This window comes from Lentzea sp. NPDC051213 (assembly GCF_044455585.1).
Lineage (GTDB): Bacteria > Actinomycetota > Actinomycetes > Mycobacteriales > Pseudonocardiaceae > Lentzea.
The window spans coordinates 607099-623500 of the sequence record NZ_JBITEX010000007.1 but is presented as its reverse complement, the minus strand read 5'-3'; the positions used below and the strand labels follow the sequence as shown (position 1 = coordinate 623500).

At 69.3% G+C, this 16402-nt stretch carries 17 protein-coding genes; 6 read left to right on the top strand and 11 right to left on the bottom strand.

Annotation, left to right across the window (positions count from 1 at the left end; translation table 11 throughout):
- Positions 1-135 precede the first annotated feature (135 nt).
- From ACIA8G_RS31565 to ACIA8G_RS31555, 3 genes are read left to right on the top strand one after another with little or no spacing between them, the layout of a single operon-like run.
- The gene (locus tag ACIA8G_RS31565; RefSeq protein ID WP_396422319.1) at positions 136-1065 is read left to right on the top strand and encodes an ABC transporter ATP-binding protein; all 930 of its coding nucleotides are present in this window, start codon (positions 136-138) and stop codon (positions 1063-1065) included.
- A 56-nt stretch (positions 1066-1121) separates the two neighbouring features.
- Positions 1122-1820, top strand: a complete 699-nt coding sequence (locus ACIA8G_RS31560; RefSeq protein WP_396422368.1) for an ABC transporter permease — start codon at positions 1122-1124, stop codon at positions 1818-1820.
- A 20-nt stretch (positions 1821-1840) separates the two neighbouring features.
- Positions 1841-2758, top strand: coding sequence for a heme A synthase (locus ACIA8G_RS31555; RefSeq protein ID WP_396422318.1), 918 nt, complete (start codon positions 1841-1843; stop codon positions 2756-2758).
- Here ACIA8G_RS31555 and ACIA8G_RS31550 read toward each other — a convergent pair.
- The 7 genes from ACIA8G_RS31550 to ACIA8G_RS31520 form a co-directional block, all read right to left on the bottom strand.
- Entirely contained in the window at positions 2737-3840 is a 1104-nt protein-coding gene (locus ACIA8G_RS31550; protein ID WP_396422317.1) for an ankyrin repeat domain-containing protein, read from the bottom strand. The two genes, ACIA8G_RS31555 and ACIA8G_RS31550, sit on opposite strands and share 22 nt — an antisense overlap.
- A 10-nt stretch (positions 3841-3850) precedes the next feature.
- A complete protein-coding gene (locus ACIA8G_RS31545; protein ID WP_396422316.1) occupies positions 3851-4315 on the bottom strand; it encodes a GbsR/MarR family transcriptional regulator in 465 nt (154 codons plus the stop codon).
- 118 nt (positions 4316-4433) lie between these two features.
- On the bottom strand, positions 4434-5000 hold the full coding sequence (locus ACIA8G_RS31540) for a Uma2 family endonuclease (RefSeq protein WP_396422315.1): 567 nt from the start codon (positions 4998-5000) through the stop codon (positions 4434-4436).
- 180 nt (positions 5001-5180) lie between these two features.
- Complete coding sequence (locus ACIA8G_RS31535) at positions 5181-5798, bottom strand: ATP-binding protein (RefSeq protein WP_396422314.1); 618 nt, start codon at positions 5796-5798, stop codon at positions 5181-5183.
- Positions 5779-6249: a DUF742 domain-containing protein gene (locus ACIA8G_RS31530; RefSeq protein ID WP_396422367.1), complete on the bottom strand. Its 471-nt coding sequence runs from the start codon at positions 6247-6249 to the stop codon at positions 5779-5781. The genes ACIA8G_RS31535 and ACIA8G_RS31530 overlap by 20 nt, the downstream gene beginning before the upstream one ends.
- Before the next feature lie 77 nt (positions 6250-6326).
- Complete coding sequence (locus tag ACIA8G_RS31525; RefSeq protein WP_396422313.1) at positions 6327-6746, bottom strand: roadblock/LC7 domain-containing protein; 420 nt, start codon at positions 6744-6746, stop codon at positions 6327-6329.
- Positions 6743-9388 carry a nitrate- and nitrite sensing domain-containing protein gene (locus ACIA8G_RS31520; RefSeq protein WP_396422312.1) on the bottom strand — a complete coding sequence of 882 codons (2646 nt, stop codon included), beginning with the start codon at positions 9386-9388 and terminating at the stop codon, positions 6743-6745. Before ACIA8G_RS31520 ends, ACIA8G_RS31525 begins: the two co-directional genes overlap by 4 nt.
- Positions 9389-9720: 332 nt before the next feature.
- Here ACIA8G_RS31520 and ACIA8G_RS31515 point away from each other — a divergent pair, with 332 nt between their 5' ends.
- Together ACIA8G_RS31515 and ACIA8G_RS31510 are read left to right on the top strand one after the other, a co-directional pair.
- On the top strand, positions 9721-10131 hold the full coding sequence (locus tag ACIA8G_RS31515) for a DUF485 domain-containing protein (RefSeq protein ID WP_396422311.1): 411 nt from the start codon (positions 9721-9723) through the stop codon (positions 10129-10131).
- A complete protein-coding gene (locus tag ACIA8G_RS31510) occupies positions 10128-11705 on the top strand; it encodes a cation acetate symporter (RefSeq protein WP_396422310.1) in 1578 nt (525 codons plus the stop codon). Before ACIA8G_RS31515 ends, ACIA8G_RS31510 begins: the two co-directional genes overlap by 4 nt.
- On the opposite strand, the gene ACIA8G_RS31505 is transcribed toward ACIA8G_RS31510, so the two are convergent.
- The 3 genes from ACIA8G_RS31505 to ACIA8G_RS31495 are packed head-to-tail and all read right to left on the bottom strand — an operon-like array spanning position 11691 to position 13605.
- Positions 11691-12476: an alpha/beta fold hydrolase gene (locus ACIA8G_RS31505; RefSeq protein WP_396422309.1), complete on the bottom strand. Its 786-nt coding sequence runs from the start codon at positions 12474-12476 to the stop codon at positions 11691-11693. The two genes, ACIA8G_RS31510 and ACIA8G_RS31505, sit on opposite strands and share 15 nt — an antisense overlap.
- Entirely contained in the window at positions 12473-13318 is an 846-nt protein-coding gene (locus ACIA8G_RS31500; protein WP_396422308.1) for a RimK family alpha-L-glutamate ligase, read from the bottom strand. Before ACIA8G_RS31500 ends, ACIA8G_RS31505 begins: the two co-directional genes overlap by 4 nt.
- Positions 13315-13605, bottom strand: coding sequence for a hypothetical protein (locus tag ACIA8G_RS31495; protein ID WP_396422307.1), 291 nt, complete (start codon positions 13603-13605; stop codon positions 13315-13317). The genes ACIA8G_RS31500 and ACIA8G_RS31495 overlap by 4 nt, the downstream gene beginning before the upstream one ends.
- Positions 13606-13641: 36 nt before the next feature.
- On the opposite strand from ACIA8G_RS31495, the gene ACIA8G_RS31490 reads away from it, so the two are divergent.
- A complete protein-coding gene (locus tag ACIA8G_RS31490) occupies positions 13642-15228 on the top strand; it encodes a DUF885 domain-containing protein (protein ID WP_396422306.1) in 1587 nt (528 codons plus the stop codon).
- Here the strand turns inward: ACIA8G_RS31490 and ACIA8G_RS31485 are convergent.
- Entirely contained in the window at positions 15175-16359 is a 1185-nt protein-coding gene (locus ACIA8G_RS31485) for an MFS transporter (protein WP_396422305.1), read from the bottom strand. The genes ACIA8G_RS31490 and ACIA8G_RS31485 overlap by 54 nt on opposite strands.
- Between the last annotated feature and the right edge of the window lie 43 nt (positions 16360-16402).

Sequence of the window (16402 nt, the reverse complement as noted above, 5' to 3'; positions counted from 1 at the left end):
AGCTAACCCTGAGGTCTCCCTGACTTACGGGGGTAGGGCTAGCCCCACCTTTTTCAGGGGTCCTTCAGGAACCACGCTCACGGGCCAGGACCCCATGGGTGATCGGCCTTGGCGGACCGCATAGGCTCTGTACCCGTGAGCCCGAATCCCCAGCCTGCGGTGGAAGTGTCGGGGCTGGTCAAGAAGTACGGCTCGAAGACCGCCGTTGACGGCCTCGACCTCGTTCAGCAGCCCGGCACCGTTCTCGCCCTGCTCGGGCCCAACGGTGCGGGCAAGACGACGACCGTCGAGATCTGCGAGGGGTTCCGCCCGGCCGACGCCGGCTCGGTCCGCGTGCTCGGCCTCGTGCCGGGCGACGAGGCGTTGCGGCCGCGGATCGGTGTCATGCCGCAGGGCGGCGGCGGGTATCCCGGCATCCGCGCCGAGGAGATGCTGCGCCTGGTGGCGGCCTGCGCGGCCAACCCCCTCGATCCACAGTGGCTGATCGAGATCCTCGGGCTCGGCGGCGCGGCGCGCACCCCGTACAAGCGCCTGTCCGGCGGTCAGCAGCAGCGGTTGTCCTTGGCCTGCGCGCTGATCGGCCGGCCGGAGCTGGTGTTCCTGGACGAGCCGACCGCGGGAATGGACCCGCAGGCACGCCATCTGGTGTGGGACCTCGTGGGCGCGTTGAAGGACGACGGTGTGTCCGTACTGCTGACGACGCACCTCATGGACGAGGCCGAGGCACTGGCCGACCAGGTCGTGATCATCGACGAGGGCCGGGTCGTCGCACAGGGCTCCCCCGCCGAGCTGACCGCGAACCGCGCGAACGACCAGCAGCTGCGGTTCCGCGCCCGGCAGGGCCTCGACACGTCGTTGCTGTCCGCCGCACTGCCCGAGGGGCTGAAGGTGCGCGAGGCGACGCGGGGCGCGTACGTCGTGGAAGGTCTGATCGACCCGCAGGTCGTGTCTACCGTGACGTCGTGGTGCGCGCAGCAGGGTGTGCTGGCCGAGGAGCTGACGGTGGCCAGGCGCAGCCTCGAAGACGTTTTCCTGGAGCTGACCGGCAGGGAGCTGCGTTCGTGACCACCTTCGCTCCCGGCACGTTCACGCCCGCGCCCGGCCGCGGTTCGTTGCCGCGCATGCTCTTCGTGCACGCCCGCACCGAGGCGACGCTGACCCTGCGCAACGGCGAGCAGATCCTGCTGACGGTGATCATCCCGCTGGCGCTCCTCGTCGCTTTGAGCCTGATGTCGGTGATCCCGATGCCGGAGCCGCGCGTCGGTTCCGCCACCGCCCGGATCTTCGCGCTGGCGATCATCTCGTCGGCGTTCACCGGGCAGGCGATCGCGCTCGGGTTCGACCGCCGCTACGGCGTGCTGAAGCGGCTGGCGGCGTCGGCGTTGCCGCGCTGGCTGCTGGTGGCCGGCCGGGTCTGCGGCGCGCTGGCCGTGGTGGTGCTCCAGATCGCCATGCTCGCGGTCACCGCGTTGGTCCTCGGGTGGCGCTTCCCGCTGTCCGGGCTGCCGTGGGTGGTGCTGCTGATCGTGCTCGGCACGCTGTCGTTCGGCGCGCTCGGCGTGCTGCTCGGCGGTTCGCTGCGGGCCGACGTCGTGCTGGCGCTGGCGAACATCGTCTGGTTCGTGCTGCTGATGGTCGGCGGAGTCGCGTTGAGCGTGCCGGTCGGGTTCGTGGACCTGCTGCCCTCGGCCGCACTGGCCAAGGCGCTCGAAGCCGCTGTGGTGCACGGCACGGCGCCGGGTGTGGGCCCGGTCGCAGTGCTCGTGGCCTGGGGCGTTGCCGCCGGAGCATTGGCCACCCGGACGACCCGCCTCACCTGACCAGGCTTACGATCGTTCGCGTGTCGAAGCTGACCGCCCTCCTCGTTTCCTGGCAGCGCGCTCTCGCGATTGCCGTCGTCATCGCGCAGGCCGGAATCGCGGTCACCGGGTCGATCGTCCGCGTGACCGGCTCGGGCCTGGGCTGCCCGACGTGGCCGGAATGCGTCGAGGGCAGCGTCGTGCCGGTGCAGCACCCCGAGGTCGCGGCCCTGCACCAGTGGGTCGAGTTCGGCAACCGGACGCTGACCGGTGTCGTCGGCGTCATCGCCGGTCTGTGCGTGCTGGCGGCGTGGTTCCACCTGCCGCGGCGCAAGCGGGTGCTGAAGCTGTCGCTGATCCAGCTCGGTGGCGTGGCGCTGCAGGCGGTCGTCGGCGGCATCACGGTGCTGACGGGGCTCGCCTGGTACACCGTGTCGATCCACTTCATGATCTCGATGGCGCTGGTGTGGCTGGCCGTGCTGCTCGTGCGGTCGCTCTCCGAGGGCGACGGCCCGGCGCGGCTGCTGGTGCCGGCACCGTTGATGAAGCTGCAGGTCGTCATGGCGGTCGTGCTGAGCGCCTTGCTGCTCGCCGGCACCTGGGTGACCTCCGCCGGCCCGCACGCGGGTGACGCCTCGACGCCGCGCCTGGGCATCGACGTCGCGACGCTCGCCCAGGTCCACGCGGATCTGCTGTTCCTGTTCCTGGGCCTGCTGATCGCGGTCGGGTTCTTCACCCGCACCAGGACGTACTGGACGCTCGTCGGCGTCGTGCTCGCTCAGGGCGCGCTCGGCATGGTCCAGTACTGGACCGGCGTGCCCGAGGTGCTCGTGTCGATCCACGTGCTGGGCGCCGGTTCCGTGGTCGTGGCCACCGCGGCGCTGTGGACGTCGTCGCGTGAGCGGACCGTCGAGGTCGAGCTGCCGTCGTCCGGCGATCAGGCGCTCAGCAAGGCCTGAGCGTCACCCTGGTCGTTGTGCCCGGCCCAGCTGGCCGGGGTCGACTCGAAGTTGGCGTCGACGATGGTGCGGTCGGCGCCCGCGTCGAGCAGGATCCGGATGATCGGCACGTGGCCCCGTTCGGCCGCGAGGTGCAGCGCCGTGACGCCCTCGCCGTGCATCGGACCGCCGAAACCCGTGCGCTGGTTGGGATTCGCGCCGAGGTCGAGCAACGTGCGGGTGGCGTTCTCCAGCCCGCACCACGCCGCCCACGCGAGCGCCGTGCCCCGGTAGACGTCCGCGTCGATCCGCGCGCCGCGCTTGAGCAGGTCGCCGAGGACCTCGGTGCGGTCGTTGCGGGCGGCCCACGACAGGGCCTCGTCGAGCACCTCCTGCGGGTCGTTCGTCGGCCACCAGCGCGGGAACCCGCTGTGCGGCCGGTAGTAGCCGCGCTTGGCCTCGGGGGTGGCCGCGAGGTCGAGGTCGCCCAGGCCGGCCGCCGTCCGCAGGTTCGGCGGGTGAATCCCGTGCTGTGCCAGCAGTTCCGCGGTCTCCCGGTTGCCCCAGAACAGCGCGACGGTCAGCGGTGTGCCGCCCTCACCGCGGGCTTCGAGGTCGGTGCGGGCACCAGAGCCCAGGAGCAGCCCGGCCAGGTGCGGGAGGTTCGCGTAGGCGGCCTGATGCAGGGCGGTCCAGCCGTGGACGTTCTGGTGGTCGATGTCCGCGCCGTCGTCGAGCAGCACCTTCACCAGACGTTCGTCGCACTTGGCCGCGGCCAGGCCGAGCAGGTCGTTGCCGTTGGTACCACTGGCTTTCACCAGCCAGGGGTCCCGCGTGATGATCGCCTTGAGCTCACCGGGGTTCTGCATCTCGATCGCCTGGTAGGCGCGGGCGAACGGCCGCGGCTGGCGGATGTTGGCCTTCAGCGCCTTCCAGTCCTCGCACCCGTGCGCCTGGGCGAGCACCAGGTGCGCGCCCTCGTCGGTCAACGGCACGTCGTCGAACACCTCAAGTGCGCCAGGCACGCCGTCCCACGCGGAGGCGAGCAGACCTCTGGCTCGCTCCTCGTAGTACTCGATGTCGTCGCGGTAGGGGTGCCACATGGCACCCACGCTACTTCGGCGGGGCGGGCCTGCGCTCCCACAAAGCGGGCAGTTCCTCTGAGAGCCAACCGTAGAGGTGGTCGACGGCCCGCAGCCGCATCGACCGCTCCGGATCGCCGCTGAGCAACCGCATGCCGTCGTCGGTGAGCGTCTTGACGCTCGCGATCGCGTCGAGCTTGCGCTGCATGAAGTCGGTCCAGCGCTGCTCGTTGATCCGGTACTCGGCCGCCTGCCGGCCGCGCCGCGTCCGCTTGGTCACCAGACCGATGTTGACCAGGTACTTCAGGTTCGTGCTGATCGAACCGCTGCTGGCCTCCAGCTCCTGGGAGAGCTCGGCGGCGGTGCGCTCGACCGGCTGGCAGACCAGGAGGTAGCCGAGGATGCGGCCGCCGATCAGCGGGATGCCCTCCTCGGCGAAGTGGGCCGCGAACCGCTCGATCCAGGCGGACAGCCGGGTTTCCCTGCCCACGCTCATCAGTGCATCCTTTCGGTCGACACTGAAGTCATCGTAGCGATCTTGTCAACGGGCGCCGCCGACAACGAAACGGGGCGCCGCAGAATTGCGGCGCCCCGGTCGGTACAACGCAGATCAGCTAGCGACGGGTCCGATGGAGGTCCGCCGGATCGAACGTCACGGCGACGGTTCCGGTGACGACCACCGATCCCCTGCTTCCCGGCGTCAAGGTGGCGATCTCGGCGTAGACGCCGTTGTCGAGCCGGTAGCAGTAGACGGTCGGCCCGTCCTCACCTTCGATCTCGACCCGCCAGTACGCGGGAACACCGGCAGCGGCGAGAGCCGCCGGCTTCTCCAGGCGGTCGCTCTTCTTCGTGGACGGGCTGACGATCTCCACCACCAGCGCGACGTTCGCGACATCGACGGACACGGTCTCGACGCGCTCGGTCACCACGACCACGTCGGGGATGTAGCCGAATGCCTTGCCGACCCGTACGCCGACAGCGGTGACGGCTTCCATGCCCTCCGCGAAGACCGCGTCGTCAAGAATTCGCGCCAGCCTGTCGCCAACCCGCTGGTGCTTGAATGCCGGGGTGGGGGTCACCACGAACCGCCCGTCGACCAGTTCGATACGACGGCCCTCTTGGGGGTCAAGACTCTCCCAGTCGTCGAGGGTGTAGCCGTCCAGACGCCGCGCGGTGGTCACTTCATCACCTCTTGCCTGGCCTTCTGATTCCGGTCGACCCACACTTCAGTGTTACACGTGCGGCCGTCATCGCCACAGGGACGATGACCTGCAGAACAGACGCTAGGAGGCCGAGGCTCCTAGCGCCAGTTGCTTGGGGCCGAACAACCGGAAAGAGCGACCCCTTGGAGCAGCTCCAAGTCAGCACACAGGCGCGAGCGGAGTCGTCTCGTCCGGCCCGGGCCGGCGTCGCCACCGGTCCAGCTGCGCGTGCTCGGTCAGCGAGATCAGCGTCTCGCGCACCGAGAGCCGCACCCGCGGGTCGCAGTTCACGACCGGCACCTCCGGCGCGATGCCCATCCCGTGGATGATCGCCTTCACGTCCGACCGGACGGAGGCGTGCACGTTGTTCAGCGCCAGCACGTACGGGATCCGGTGGTCCTCGAAGTACCGCATGGCGTCCACGGAGTCCGCGGGCCGCATCACGTCGAATAACACCACGGCGCCGACCGCGCCGCGCACGACGTCGTTCCAGCCGGCGCGCGGGTCCTGCCACTGCGGGGCCACGAACAGGTGCAGTGCCAGGCCGGGGTCGAGCCACACCCGGCCGAACTGGATGCGCACCAGCTCGGTCACGGCACCAGCGCGCTCCGGTGGGAGCGCTGTCATCGTCAGGAGATCGTTCTCCACGATGGACCTGATGAAGGTGCTCTTGCCGACGCCGAAGCCACCCGCGACGACAACTTTGGCCGAGGTCAGCTCCCGACCGGGCGGCCCTGGGGGCCCGAAGTCGGGAAATCTAGAGCCGACGTAGTCCACTCAGCACTCTCTCCATCAACCCGAGGTCCGGCGTGTCACCGCCCGCGGAAACAGTCTGGTGCACGTCCACCAGACCTCGTTCCGCCATGTCGCCGAGCAACACCTTCACGACTCCCAGCGGGAGGCGCATCAGTGCGGCCACCTCCGCGACGGATCGCGGCGAGCGGCACAGCTCGACGACGTGTTGGTGCTCAGCCTGCAAGATACCCGCAGACTGCCGACTCTGATCATTGGCGGAGACGAGTGTCTCGATCTCGAGGTTGATGTTCGACCGTGTGCGCCCGCCTGTCCAGGCATACGCACGCACGATCGAGGCGTCCGGAGCATCCGCTGGCGGATACTCGAAGACCGGTGTTTCTTCTTGCGGTACAACGGGAGTTTCTTCCCGCGCGGGCACCGGGGACGCGGTGCGCGATCGCCTTCGGCCCGAGTCCAGGGTGAACCCGTTCATCAGGTCGGCGAACGTCTGCTCGGCGGGCGATTCAGCCCGCCTGCGTCGTCGGTGCGCGTCAGCGGCCGAACTCATGATCACCTCACGCTGTGCAGCTGCGCTCGCAGTTCGGGGGTGAGGATCTGGCCCACCTGGTCGACCACCACGGTCATCTCGTAGGCCACTTGGCCGACATCACTGTCGGGGGCGGCGAGAACCGCCAAACAAGACCCGTCTCGAATGGACATGAGGAGCATGATCCCGTAGTCCATCTCGATCACGGTGCGCAACACTCCGCCGCCTTCAAAACAACGCGAAGCACTCATCGTCAACGAGTTGACGCCCGCGGCGATCGCGGCGAGCTGCTCGGCGCGGTCCGGCGGCAGACCTGTCGATTTGGTCAGCAGAAGACCGTCCACCGAGATGACGATCGCGTGGGCGACTCCTGGAACGCGGTCGGTGAAGTTCGTGATGAGCCAGCCGAACTGGTCCACCTGACGCGACTGAGGCGTGCTCATGCCTTCTCCCCGTTCCACTGGCCGTTCCCCTGGCCGTTTCCACTCCCGTTGCTGCCCAGCGGGGTCTGGCGGATACCCGTCTGGTAGCTGGTGAGAAAGCCTCGTGCTCGTTCCGGATCGCGCTTCGGCCCGGTTGGTGCGGGTCGCGAGCCGTTCTCCGGACGTTCCGCGAGGTCGGGGAGCAGATTCTTACGCGGAGCGCGTTTCGGCAACCCGGCATCCGTCTCACCGGCGTCCGTCGCGGGGTCGCCCGCCTGTTCCCAGACCGTGCCAGAGCCCTTCTTGCCGAACCAGGATGCCGCTACCGTCGGTGACGGTCCAGGTCGGGGCGCCGGTGTCGAATGATCACCGTTGACCGATTCGTCCGCGGCGGCACCGCCGGCGAACCAGGAAGACGTTGTCTCAACAGGTGTTGCCTGTGTCTCAACTGGCTCCGCCGGGACCTGGTCGACCGGCTCGGCGGGAGCGTGCCGGGGCTGTCGCTGGGGCAACGACTCCTCGATCGCCGCGCCGCGGAACGAGGTCCATTCGGCCGACTCGCGCGGGTGCTCGATGGCGGGGGCGGGCACCGGTGGGGGCGCCAGGTTCGGGGTCTTCACGACCACGTGCGGCTGCTTCAGCGCCTGCTTCGGCTGGGCCTGCTTGGGCTGGGGCAGCGCGGCGTGCCGCGGCTGCGCGGGCGCGCCTTCGTCGTCGTTCGTGCGGACGAGCTCTGACGGCACGAGCACGAACGCGCGCAGGCCCTCCCGTCCCTCGCCGGCCGCGCGCAGGCGCACGGTGATCCCGTGGCGGGCAGCGAGACGGCCGACGACGAACAGGCCCATCTGGCGGGAGACCGGCACGTCGTCCTCGGTACCGGAGGAGAGCCGCTGGTTGGCCTCGGTCAGCTCGGCGGGCCCCATGCTGATGCCCTGGTCGGCGACCTCGACCAGCACGGAACCCTGCTGGTCGATCCGCGACCCGATCATGACCTGGGTGCTGGGCGCGGAGAACGCGGTGGCGTTGTCCAGCAGCTCCGCCACGAGGCGGACGAGGTCGCTGGCCGCGTAGCCGACGATCTCCACGGATGGCGTCGACTTCACCACGACGCGCTGGTAGTGCTCGATCTCCGACGCGGCGGCGCGCAGCACGTCGGCCAGCGGGACGGGCTGGTGGAACCGGCGGGCGACGTCGGTGCCCGACAGCACCATCAGGTTCTCGTTGTTGCGGCGCATGCGCGTCGCGAGGTGGTCGAGCTTGAAGAGGTTGGCGAGCTGCTCGGGGTTCTCCTCGTGGCGCTCGAGCTCCTCCATGAGCTTGAGCTGCCGTTCGACGAGGCCCTGCGAGCGGCGCGACAGGTTGACGAAGATGTTCTTCATGCCCGACCGCAGCGTCGACTGCTCGACGGCGGACCGGATCGCCTGCTCGTGCACCGCGTCGAACGCGCGCGCCAGCTGGCCGAACTCCTCGGTGGTGTGCACGGGCACCGGTTCGATCTCGGTGTCCGGCTTCTGGTCGGCGCGGATCGCGGCGACGATCTCCGGCAGGTGGTGGTGCGCCACGTCGAGCGCGGAGTGCCGCAGCTCGGACAGCGAGCGCAGCAGGTAACGGCCGATGACGAAACCCAGCGTCACGGCGATGATCAGCATCGCCAGCAGGATGACCGCGGCGGCACCGGCCTTGTTGGAGGTGGTGTCCTGCAGCACGGCGGCCGAGGTCGCGAGCTCTTCCTGCAGCTGGCGGACGACCTGCTCCATCAGGCGGGCGGTCGTGCCCGACGCCTTGTTCCAGTCCTCGACGGCGATGCCGAACGACGGCGGGGGCTTCGGCTGGCCGGGACGGGTCGTCACCGGCGTCCCGTCGGGCTGGGTGAGCGCGCGTTCCACCAGGGCGGTCCGGTTCGCGACGACGGCACCGGTCACGGTCTGCTCGTAGTCGCGGCGCTGCTGGAGCGTGGCGATGGCCTGGAAGTCGTTCAGGCGGTCCTGCAGGCGGATGTCGGACTGCTCCAGCGTGCGGACCTCGGGGGCGAGCAGCTTGGCCCGGCCGATCCCGGCTAACACGATCGCGTGCTGCTGGGAGACCTGCTCCTGCGCGATGACCATGTTGTGCAGCGCAAGCGCCGTGCCCGAGATGGCCTGGTCGCCGAACTGGCTGACGAGCGCCTGTTCGAAGTCCAGCAACGACTTCACCACACCGCTGTAGCCGGCGGTGCCACCGGACGGGTCGCCGCCGTCGCCGCCGGTCGCGACCTTCTCCCGCAGGCTCTTCAGCGTCTCGAGCTGGCCACCGAGCTCGACGTACCGGTTGCGGGCGACGTCGCTCAGACCGCCGGTGCGGTCGACGCGGCGGCGCACGGTCGCGGCGGCGTTGTCCGTGGCGCTGATCTGGTTCTGGTAGGCGCCGACACCGGAGCCGCTGGTCGCGCTCTGCGCGGCGAGGGTGCGTTCCTGCTGGACGCTCGAGATCAGGGGCGCGAGATCAGCTCGCAGCCGCACCAGACCCTGCATCTGCACGTACGAGTTCGACCGGTCGACGTAACCGGAGATCTGCAGCGCGCCCGCGCCGACGGCCACCGCCACCGGCACCACCAGCACGACTCCGAGCTTGACCGGCAGGCGCCAGTTGCGCCAGTCGCTGATCTTTCTCCACTCGACATTCACGAAATGATCCCCAAGGCGCGCTCGAAGTGCCCCACTATCGGCTACCTCCTGGCCTGGTGAATCTCCGCGAGTTGAGACCCCGCAGCTCGATATCTAGATCAGCCGTATCGGGTGTTAGCGGATAGTAGGCCAGAGAGCGTGCAGCGACAACGACCTGGGGCGTGCACGATCGATCACCCAGTGTGACGACCGACCTTTTGGGGTGGTCCTGCAGGTTCGAGGGATTGACTCGCCGCCACGCGTGGTTACGCTGACGCCCTCCATCCCCGGTCCGGTCGCGGCCTCCGCGCGTGCGCTCGCCGGGTACTCCCCGTAACGAATGCGAGCGGTTGATGACGAAGGCGCTGCCCGCCGTGTCACGCCCGGCCCCGACCGGATTCGCGTCCTTTGAAGACCCACATCACTCATTGCTGATCGATGGTGACGGTGAGCCTGATTTCGGTGCCATCCAAACGAGTGACGAATTCCTTCAGCTGAAGCGGCGAGTGACGCGATTCATTCTTCCCGCGACGCTGCTGTTCCTCGCTTGGTATGTCACGTTTGTATTGCTTTCGGCTTACGCCGCCGACTTCATGAGCACTCCGGTGTTCGGAACGGTGAACGTCGGGCTGACGATGGGATTCCTCCAGTTCGTCACGACCATCATCATCACGATGGCGTACGCCCGTTACTCCAAGAGGACGCTCGACCCGCAGGTGGAGAAAGTGCGCGCGCTCGCAGAAACCGATGAGGAGCTCGCGTGACCGGGGCGAACACCGCGATCAACCTGTCCGTCTTCGGCATCTTCGTGCTGCTGACGCTGTACATCGTGTATCGCGCTTCGACGCGGAACGTCAGCGCCTCGGATTACTACGCGGCGGGCAGCAGCTTCACCGGCACGCAGAACGGCATCGCCCTGTCGGGTGACTTCCTCTCGGCCGCGTCGTTCCTGGGCATCTCCGGTGCCATCGCCGTGAACGGCTACGACGGCTTCCTCTACTCCATCGGGTGGGTCGTCGCCTGGCTGATCGGCCTGATGCTCATCGCGGAACGGCTGCGCAACACCGGCCGCTACACGATGGGCGACGTCATGGCGTTCCGCATGCGCCAGCGCCCCGTGCGCGCGGCCGCGGCGAACGCGACGCTCGTGATCTCGCTCTTCTACATGATCGCGCAGATGGCCGGCGCCGGCGGCCTGATGGCGCTGCTGCTGGACGTGCACAGCGCCGTGGGCCAGGCCATCATCATCGCCGTCGTCGGCATCGTCATGGTGCTGTACGTGCTGGTCGGCGGTATGAAGGGCACCACGTGGGTGCAGATCATCAAGGCGATCCTGCTGCTCCTGTCCGTCTCGCTGCTGACGATCTTCCTGATCGGCAAGTTCGGCTTCGACATGTCCGCGATGCTCGACCGCGCGACCCAGAGGTCACCGCTGGGCGAGGCCGTTCTCTCGCCAGGTGTGAAGTACGGCGCCACGGACCTGTCGAAGATCGACTTCCTGTCGCTGGCGCTGGCGCTGGTGCTCGGCACCGCGTCCCTGCCCCACGTGCTGATGCGCTTCTACACGGTGCCGAACGCGCGTGAGGCGCGGAAGTCGGTCGTGTGGGCGACGTGGATGATGGCGATCTTCTACTCCTGCACCCTGGTCATCGGCTTCGGCGCGATGGCCCTGGTCGGCACCGACAAGATCACCGGCGCGCCCGGTGGCGAGAACTCGGCGGCCCCGCTGCTCGCGTTCCAGGTCGGCGGCACCGTGCTGCTGGGCATCGTGTGCGCGGTGGCGTTCGCCACGATCCTCGCCGTGGTCGCGGGCCTGACCCTGACGGCCTCCGCGTCGTTCGCGCACGACGTCTACGCGAACGTCATCAAGCACGGTGAGGCGAACCCGCGCGACGAGGTGAAGGTCGCCCGCATCACGGCCGTCTGCGTCGGCGTGCTCGCGATCGTCGGCGGTATCGCGGCCAACGGTCAGAACGTGGCGTTCCTGGTCGCGCTGGCCTTCGCGCTGGCGGCGTCGGCCAACCTGCCGACGCTGCTGTACTCGATGTTCTGGAAGCGCTTCAACACGCGCGGCACGTTGTGGAGCATCTACGGCGGCCTCACGTCGTGCGTGCTGCTCATCGTGTTCTCCCCGGCCATCTCGGGCTCGAAGTCGTCGGTGTTCCCCGACGCCGACTTCGCGATCTTCCCGCTCTCGAACCCCGGCATCGTGTCGATCCCGCTGTCGTTCCTGGCCGGGTTCCTGGGCACGATCCTGAGCAAGGAGCCCGCGGACGCGGACAAGCAGTCCGAGATGGAGGTCCGCGGGCTCACCGGCATCGGCTCAGGCCTGCGCTAGGAGACCGGTCACCGCTTCGTTGAACTCGTCCGGGCGTTCCAGGTTCGGCATGTGCGCGGCGCCGTCGACCACGACCAGCGTCGAGCCTGGAACCCGCTCGTGCATGTACTCCGCGTCGGAGATCGGCGTGTACTCGTCGTCGCTGCCCACCACGACGAGGGTCGGTACGGCGATGGTGCCGAGTAGGTCGGTGTAGTCGGGGCGTTCGGCGCGACCGCGCAGTGCCGCCGCCGCGCCTTCCGCCGGGGCGTTGTGCATCATCGCGGACACGTGCTCGGCGACGGCGGGATCGCTGTGCGGTGCCACCATCTTCCACAGCACCTCGGTGGCGTAGCCGGACATGCCCTCGCGCAGCAGCCGGTCCGCCATGTCGTTGCGGTTCCGGTGGCCCTGCGGCGTTTCCCCTTGGGCGAACGTATCCGCGAGCAGCAGACCCCTGATCCGCTCGCCGAACAGGCGCTGGCACTCGAGGACGATCTGCCCGCCCATCGACAGGCCGCCGAGCACGAACCGGCCGACGCCGAGGTGGTCCAGCAGCCCGGCGATGTCCCGCGCGAACACCGACAACGGCGTGATGCCCGGAACGACCGTGGTCTCGCCGTACCCGCGCAGGTCCGCCACGATCACGCGCCAGCCGGCGGCACTGAAGTGCTCGGTCTGCGGGCGCCACATCGTGCGGTCGAACGGGTGGCCGTGCACCAGGACCAGCACGTCGTCGCCGGTGCCTTCGTCGTCGTAGCCGATGGTGATGCCGTTCACGGCAGCCCTCATCGAGACGCCGCCGCCTGGATCGCCGTGCTCAGCCGGGCCGCGGCCTCGGCGCCGGTGTGCTTGAAGCCGAGCGTGGGCTCGGTCAGCTCCAGTTCCAGCAGCAACGGTTCGCCGTTCTCGCCTTCGACCACGTCGACCCGTGCGTAGAGGAAGTCCTTGCGCTGCAACGCGAGCAGCTCGGCCGCCACGTCGAGGACCTGGCGCGCGAGCTCGACCTGGGCCGTCGTCGGTTCGATGCCGCCCAGCTTCTCCACGACGTACAGCCCGGTGTCGGACTCGGCGAGGCCGCCCGCCAGCATCGGTCCTTTGTGGAACGAGTGGGAGTACTCGCCGGCGAAGAACACCAGCGCGGTCTCGCCGTGAGTATCCACATTGGACTGGTAGGGCTGCACGAGGGCGGGCACGCCGAGCGAACGCAGGTGGGCCAGCGCCTCGGCGTGGTCGCTGAAGCGGCCGACCCCGCGCGAACCCGCGCCGATCGTCGGCTTCACCACGAACTCGCCGTCCGGGAAGACCGGGTCGTCGCCCGGTTGCACGAGCGCGGTCGGCACGACGGCGACGCCGTGTGCGGCGAGCTCGACCAGGTAGGACTTGTCGGTGTTCCAGCGGACCACCCGCACCGGGTTCGCCAGCGCCGGCGTGCGGTCGCACCAGGCCAGGAACTCGTCGAGGCGGTCGGTGTAGTCCCAGGTGACGCGCAGCACCACGAGATCGGCATCGATGTCGGCGCCCCAGCTCGCCCACGCGACGTCCACTCCGTCGCCGGCCAGAGCGTCGAACAGCGCGTCGTCGTCACCGTCGCCCGCGGGTAGTGCGTCACAGGTCGCGAGCACGACCTTCACGACTGCATCGTGGCCATCTTGCGGCGGTGCGCGAAGCCGATCTGCGTGGCGGCCGTGGTCTCGCGGTCCCACTCGGCCTGTTCGACGTTCGCGGCGGCCTCGACGGCCTTGGTGGCGGACTCGACGTCCTTGGCCATGACGTCGCCCATCGCGCCGTCCGCGCCGACCAGCACGATCCGCGCGCCGGCCCGGCCGATCGGCTCGACGACGGCCCTGACCGCCGTGCCCGGCTTGCCGTGGGCCTTCACGAACTCGGCGATGCGCTTCTGAATGGTTTGATCAGACACCCCCACACTGTAAAACCAGCGAGTAGTTTCGGTCGGGTGACCACCGACACGCTCACAACCTTCCTCTCGTGGTACTTCGACAACCACCCGGCGCACGCTGCGCAAGTCGGCTCACTCGAGCACTACTCGACTTTCGGGGACTTCTCCGCCGGTGCGTTCGAGCAGCGGGCCAGGGAGAAGGGCGCGTGGCTGGCGCGGCTGGAGCCGTTGCCGACGTCGGTGGACCGCGATCTCGCGCTGTCGGTGCTGCGCGGCGCGCTCGCGCTGGAAGCGTGGCCGTCCTGGCGGCGCGACCCGCACGAGTACTCCGGGATGGTCTTCTTCGGACTGCTCTCGCCGTTCCTGCACCGGTTGCTGCCTGAGGAAGAACTCGTCGCCGCCGCGATCGCGAAGCTGCGCGAGGTGCCGGCGGTGTTCGCCAACGCCGAGGCGAACCTGGACGCGTCGCTCGCGTCGCCGCTGGTCGTGCAACGGGCGCTCGGGCAGGTCCGGACAGGACGGTCGTTCCTGCTGGAGTCGTTGCCGCTGGAGGTGTCCTCACCGGACCTGCGCGCCCGGCTGGCGGAGGCCGCCGTGCCCGCAGCCGAGGCGTTCGATCGGCACGCCGTGTTCCTGGACGACCTCGCCGCGCGGGCGACGGGTGACTGGCGGATGGGCGAGAAGCTCTACTCGACCCTGTTGCAGGACAAGGAACTGCTCGGCTACGGCGCGCCCGAACTGCACCAGCGCGGGCAGAACGCCTACACCGAACTGGAAGCGGAACTGATCGAGCTCGCGGGGTCCCCGGACTGGCGCGCGGTGATGAGCTCGCTGCAGGACGACCACCCGCCGACCCTGGAGGCGATGCGGGCGGAGTACGAGGCGGAGACCTCCCGGGCCCGCGCGGCGCTGGTCGAGCACTCGCTCGTGACGCTGCCCGACGGCGAGGAATGCCGCGTGGTGCCGTCGCCGCCGTTCCAGCAGACGATCCTGTCGGTGGCGAGCTACCTGGGCCCGCCCCCGCTGACGTCCGGGCGGGTCGGCTACTTCTTCGTACCGTTCACCCCGCCCGGCGCCACGGCCGAGCAGGTCACGCACCGCCTGCGCACCAACGCGCGCTCACAGCTGCCGACGATCTCGGTGCACGAGGCCTACCCAGGTCACCACTGGCACCTGGCGTGGGTGGCGGCGCAGGGGTCCTCGCACCCGTTGCGGAAGGTGTTCCGCACCTCGTACTTCTCCGAGGGCTGGGCGCTGTACGCCGAAAAGCTGCTGCGCTCGGTCGGCTACTACAAGACGACGGGCGCGCTGATGGGCCACGTCGAGGCGCGGCTGTTCCGCGCGGCGCGGATGGTGGTCGACACGGCGCTGCACTGCGGCGACATGACACCGGACGAGGCCGAGGCGTTCATGCTGGCGCGCACGGCGCTGACGCCGGGCACCGCGGCGGGCGAGGTCAAGCGGTACTGCGCGTGGCCGACGCAGGCGCCGTCGTACCTGACCGGGGCGTTGGAGATCGACCAGATCCGCGACGACTACCTCGCGGCCGGGCTGGGGTCGTTGCGCGAGTTCCACGACCGGATTGCCGGGTCAGGCGCACTGCCGCTGGGGCTGGCGCGCCGCGTGGCGCTGGGCGAGGAGTGAGGGCATCGGGATCAGGGCCGCGACGACGTAACCGATCGCGGCCAGGCTCGCGGTCGTCGTGTCGCCGATGCGGGCTGCGATCAGCGGTGCGGTGACGGCTCCGAGCGGGATGGCGAGATAGGAGCCGAACTCGTCGTAGGCGGCGACGCGGGACAGCATGCGGTTCGGGATGTCGCGTTGCAGCGCGGTCTCCCAGGAGATCGCGAACGCAGCCATGCCCATGCCTTCGACGAACGCGATGACGGCGAGGGTCGGTGTGTTCGCTTCGAGCCCCAGTGCAAGCAGCGGAAGGGCTGCGACGAGCGTGACGAGCTGGCCGAGCCACAGCGGGACCGTCCTCGTCCGGTAGAGGATCAACGTCATCAGCGCGAGGCCCGCGCCGGACGCGCTCAGCACCACGCCCCACTCGAACTCGCCGATGGTCCGTTTCGCGATCGCCAGGCCGAGAACGGTCCACACGCCGGTGTAGATGGCGTTGGTGAGACAGAAGGAAACGACGACCGTCCACACCCAGCTCGTGCCGCGGAAGGTCTCCCAGCCCTCCTCGAGGTTGTTCCTGAGGCTGGTCTTCGCCGCCTTGCCCGGCAGGCGGAGTTTCGCGTAGAGGACGGCGGCGACCAGGAAGGTGGCGGCGTCGAACGCGAGGGCCCAGCCCGCGCCGACCGTGGCGGCCAGCAGACCGGCGACGGCCGGACCGACCAGCGTGCTGCCGAAGCGGGCGGCGCTGAGCAGCGAGTTCGCCTTCTGCAGGCGGTCGGGCTCCACGATCTCGGGCAGGACGCCGCGCGCTGCCGGTGAGGTGAAGGCACCGAACGCGCCCTGGACCGCCTGCAGGGCCAGAAGCAGGCCCAGGTGGAAGTTGCCGGTCAGGAGCGAGACGGCGGCAGCGGCCTGCGCGATCCCCGAGCCGACGTGGGAGACCGTCAGCACGGCCGACCTGCTGAACCGGTCCGCGGTCGAGCCCCCGATCAGCACCAGCCCCAGGTACGGCACCAGGCGGGCGGCGAGCACGAGGCCCGAGTCCAGCGCACTTCCGTGGTCGAGGACCGCGAACGGCAGTGCGACCACCGCCATGGCGCTGCCCAGCAGTGAGATGGCCCGTGCGGAGCAGAACCAGCCGAACGCCCCCATGCTGGCGACCGTAACGGTTCTCAGTGGGTGAGAGCGGGAACAT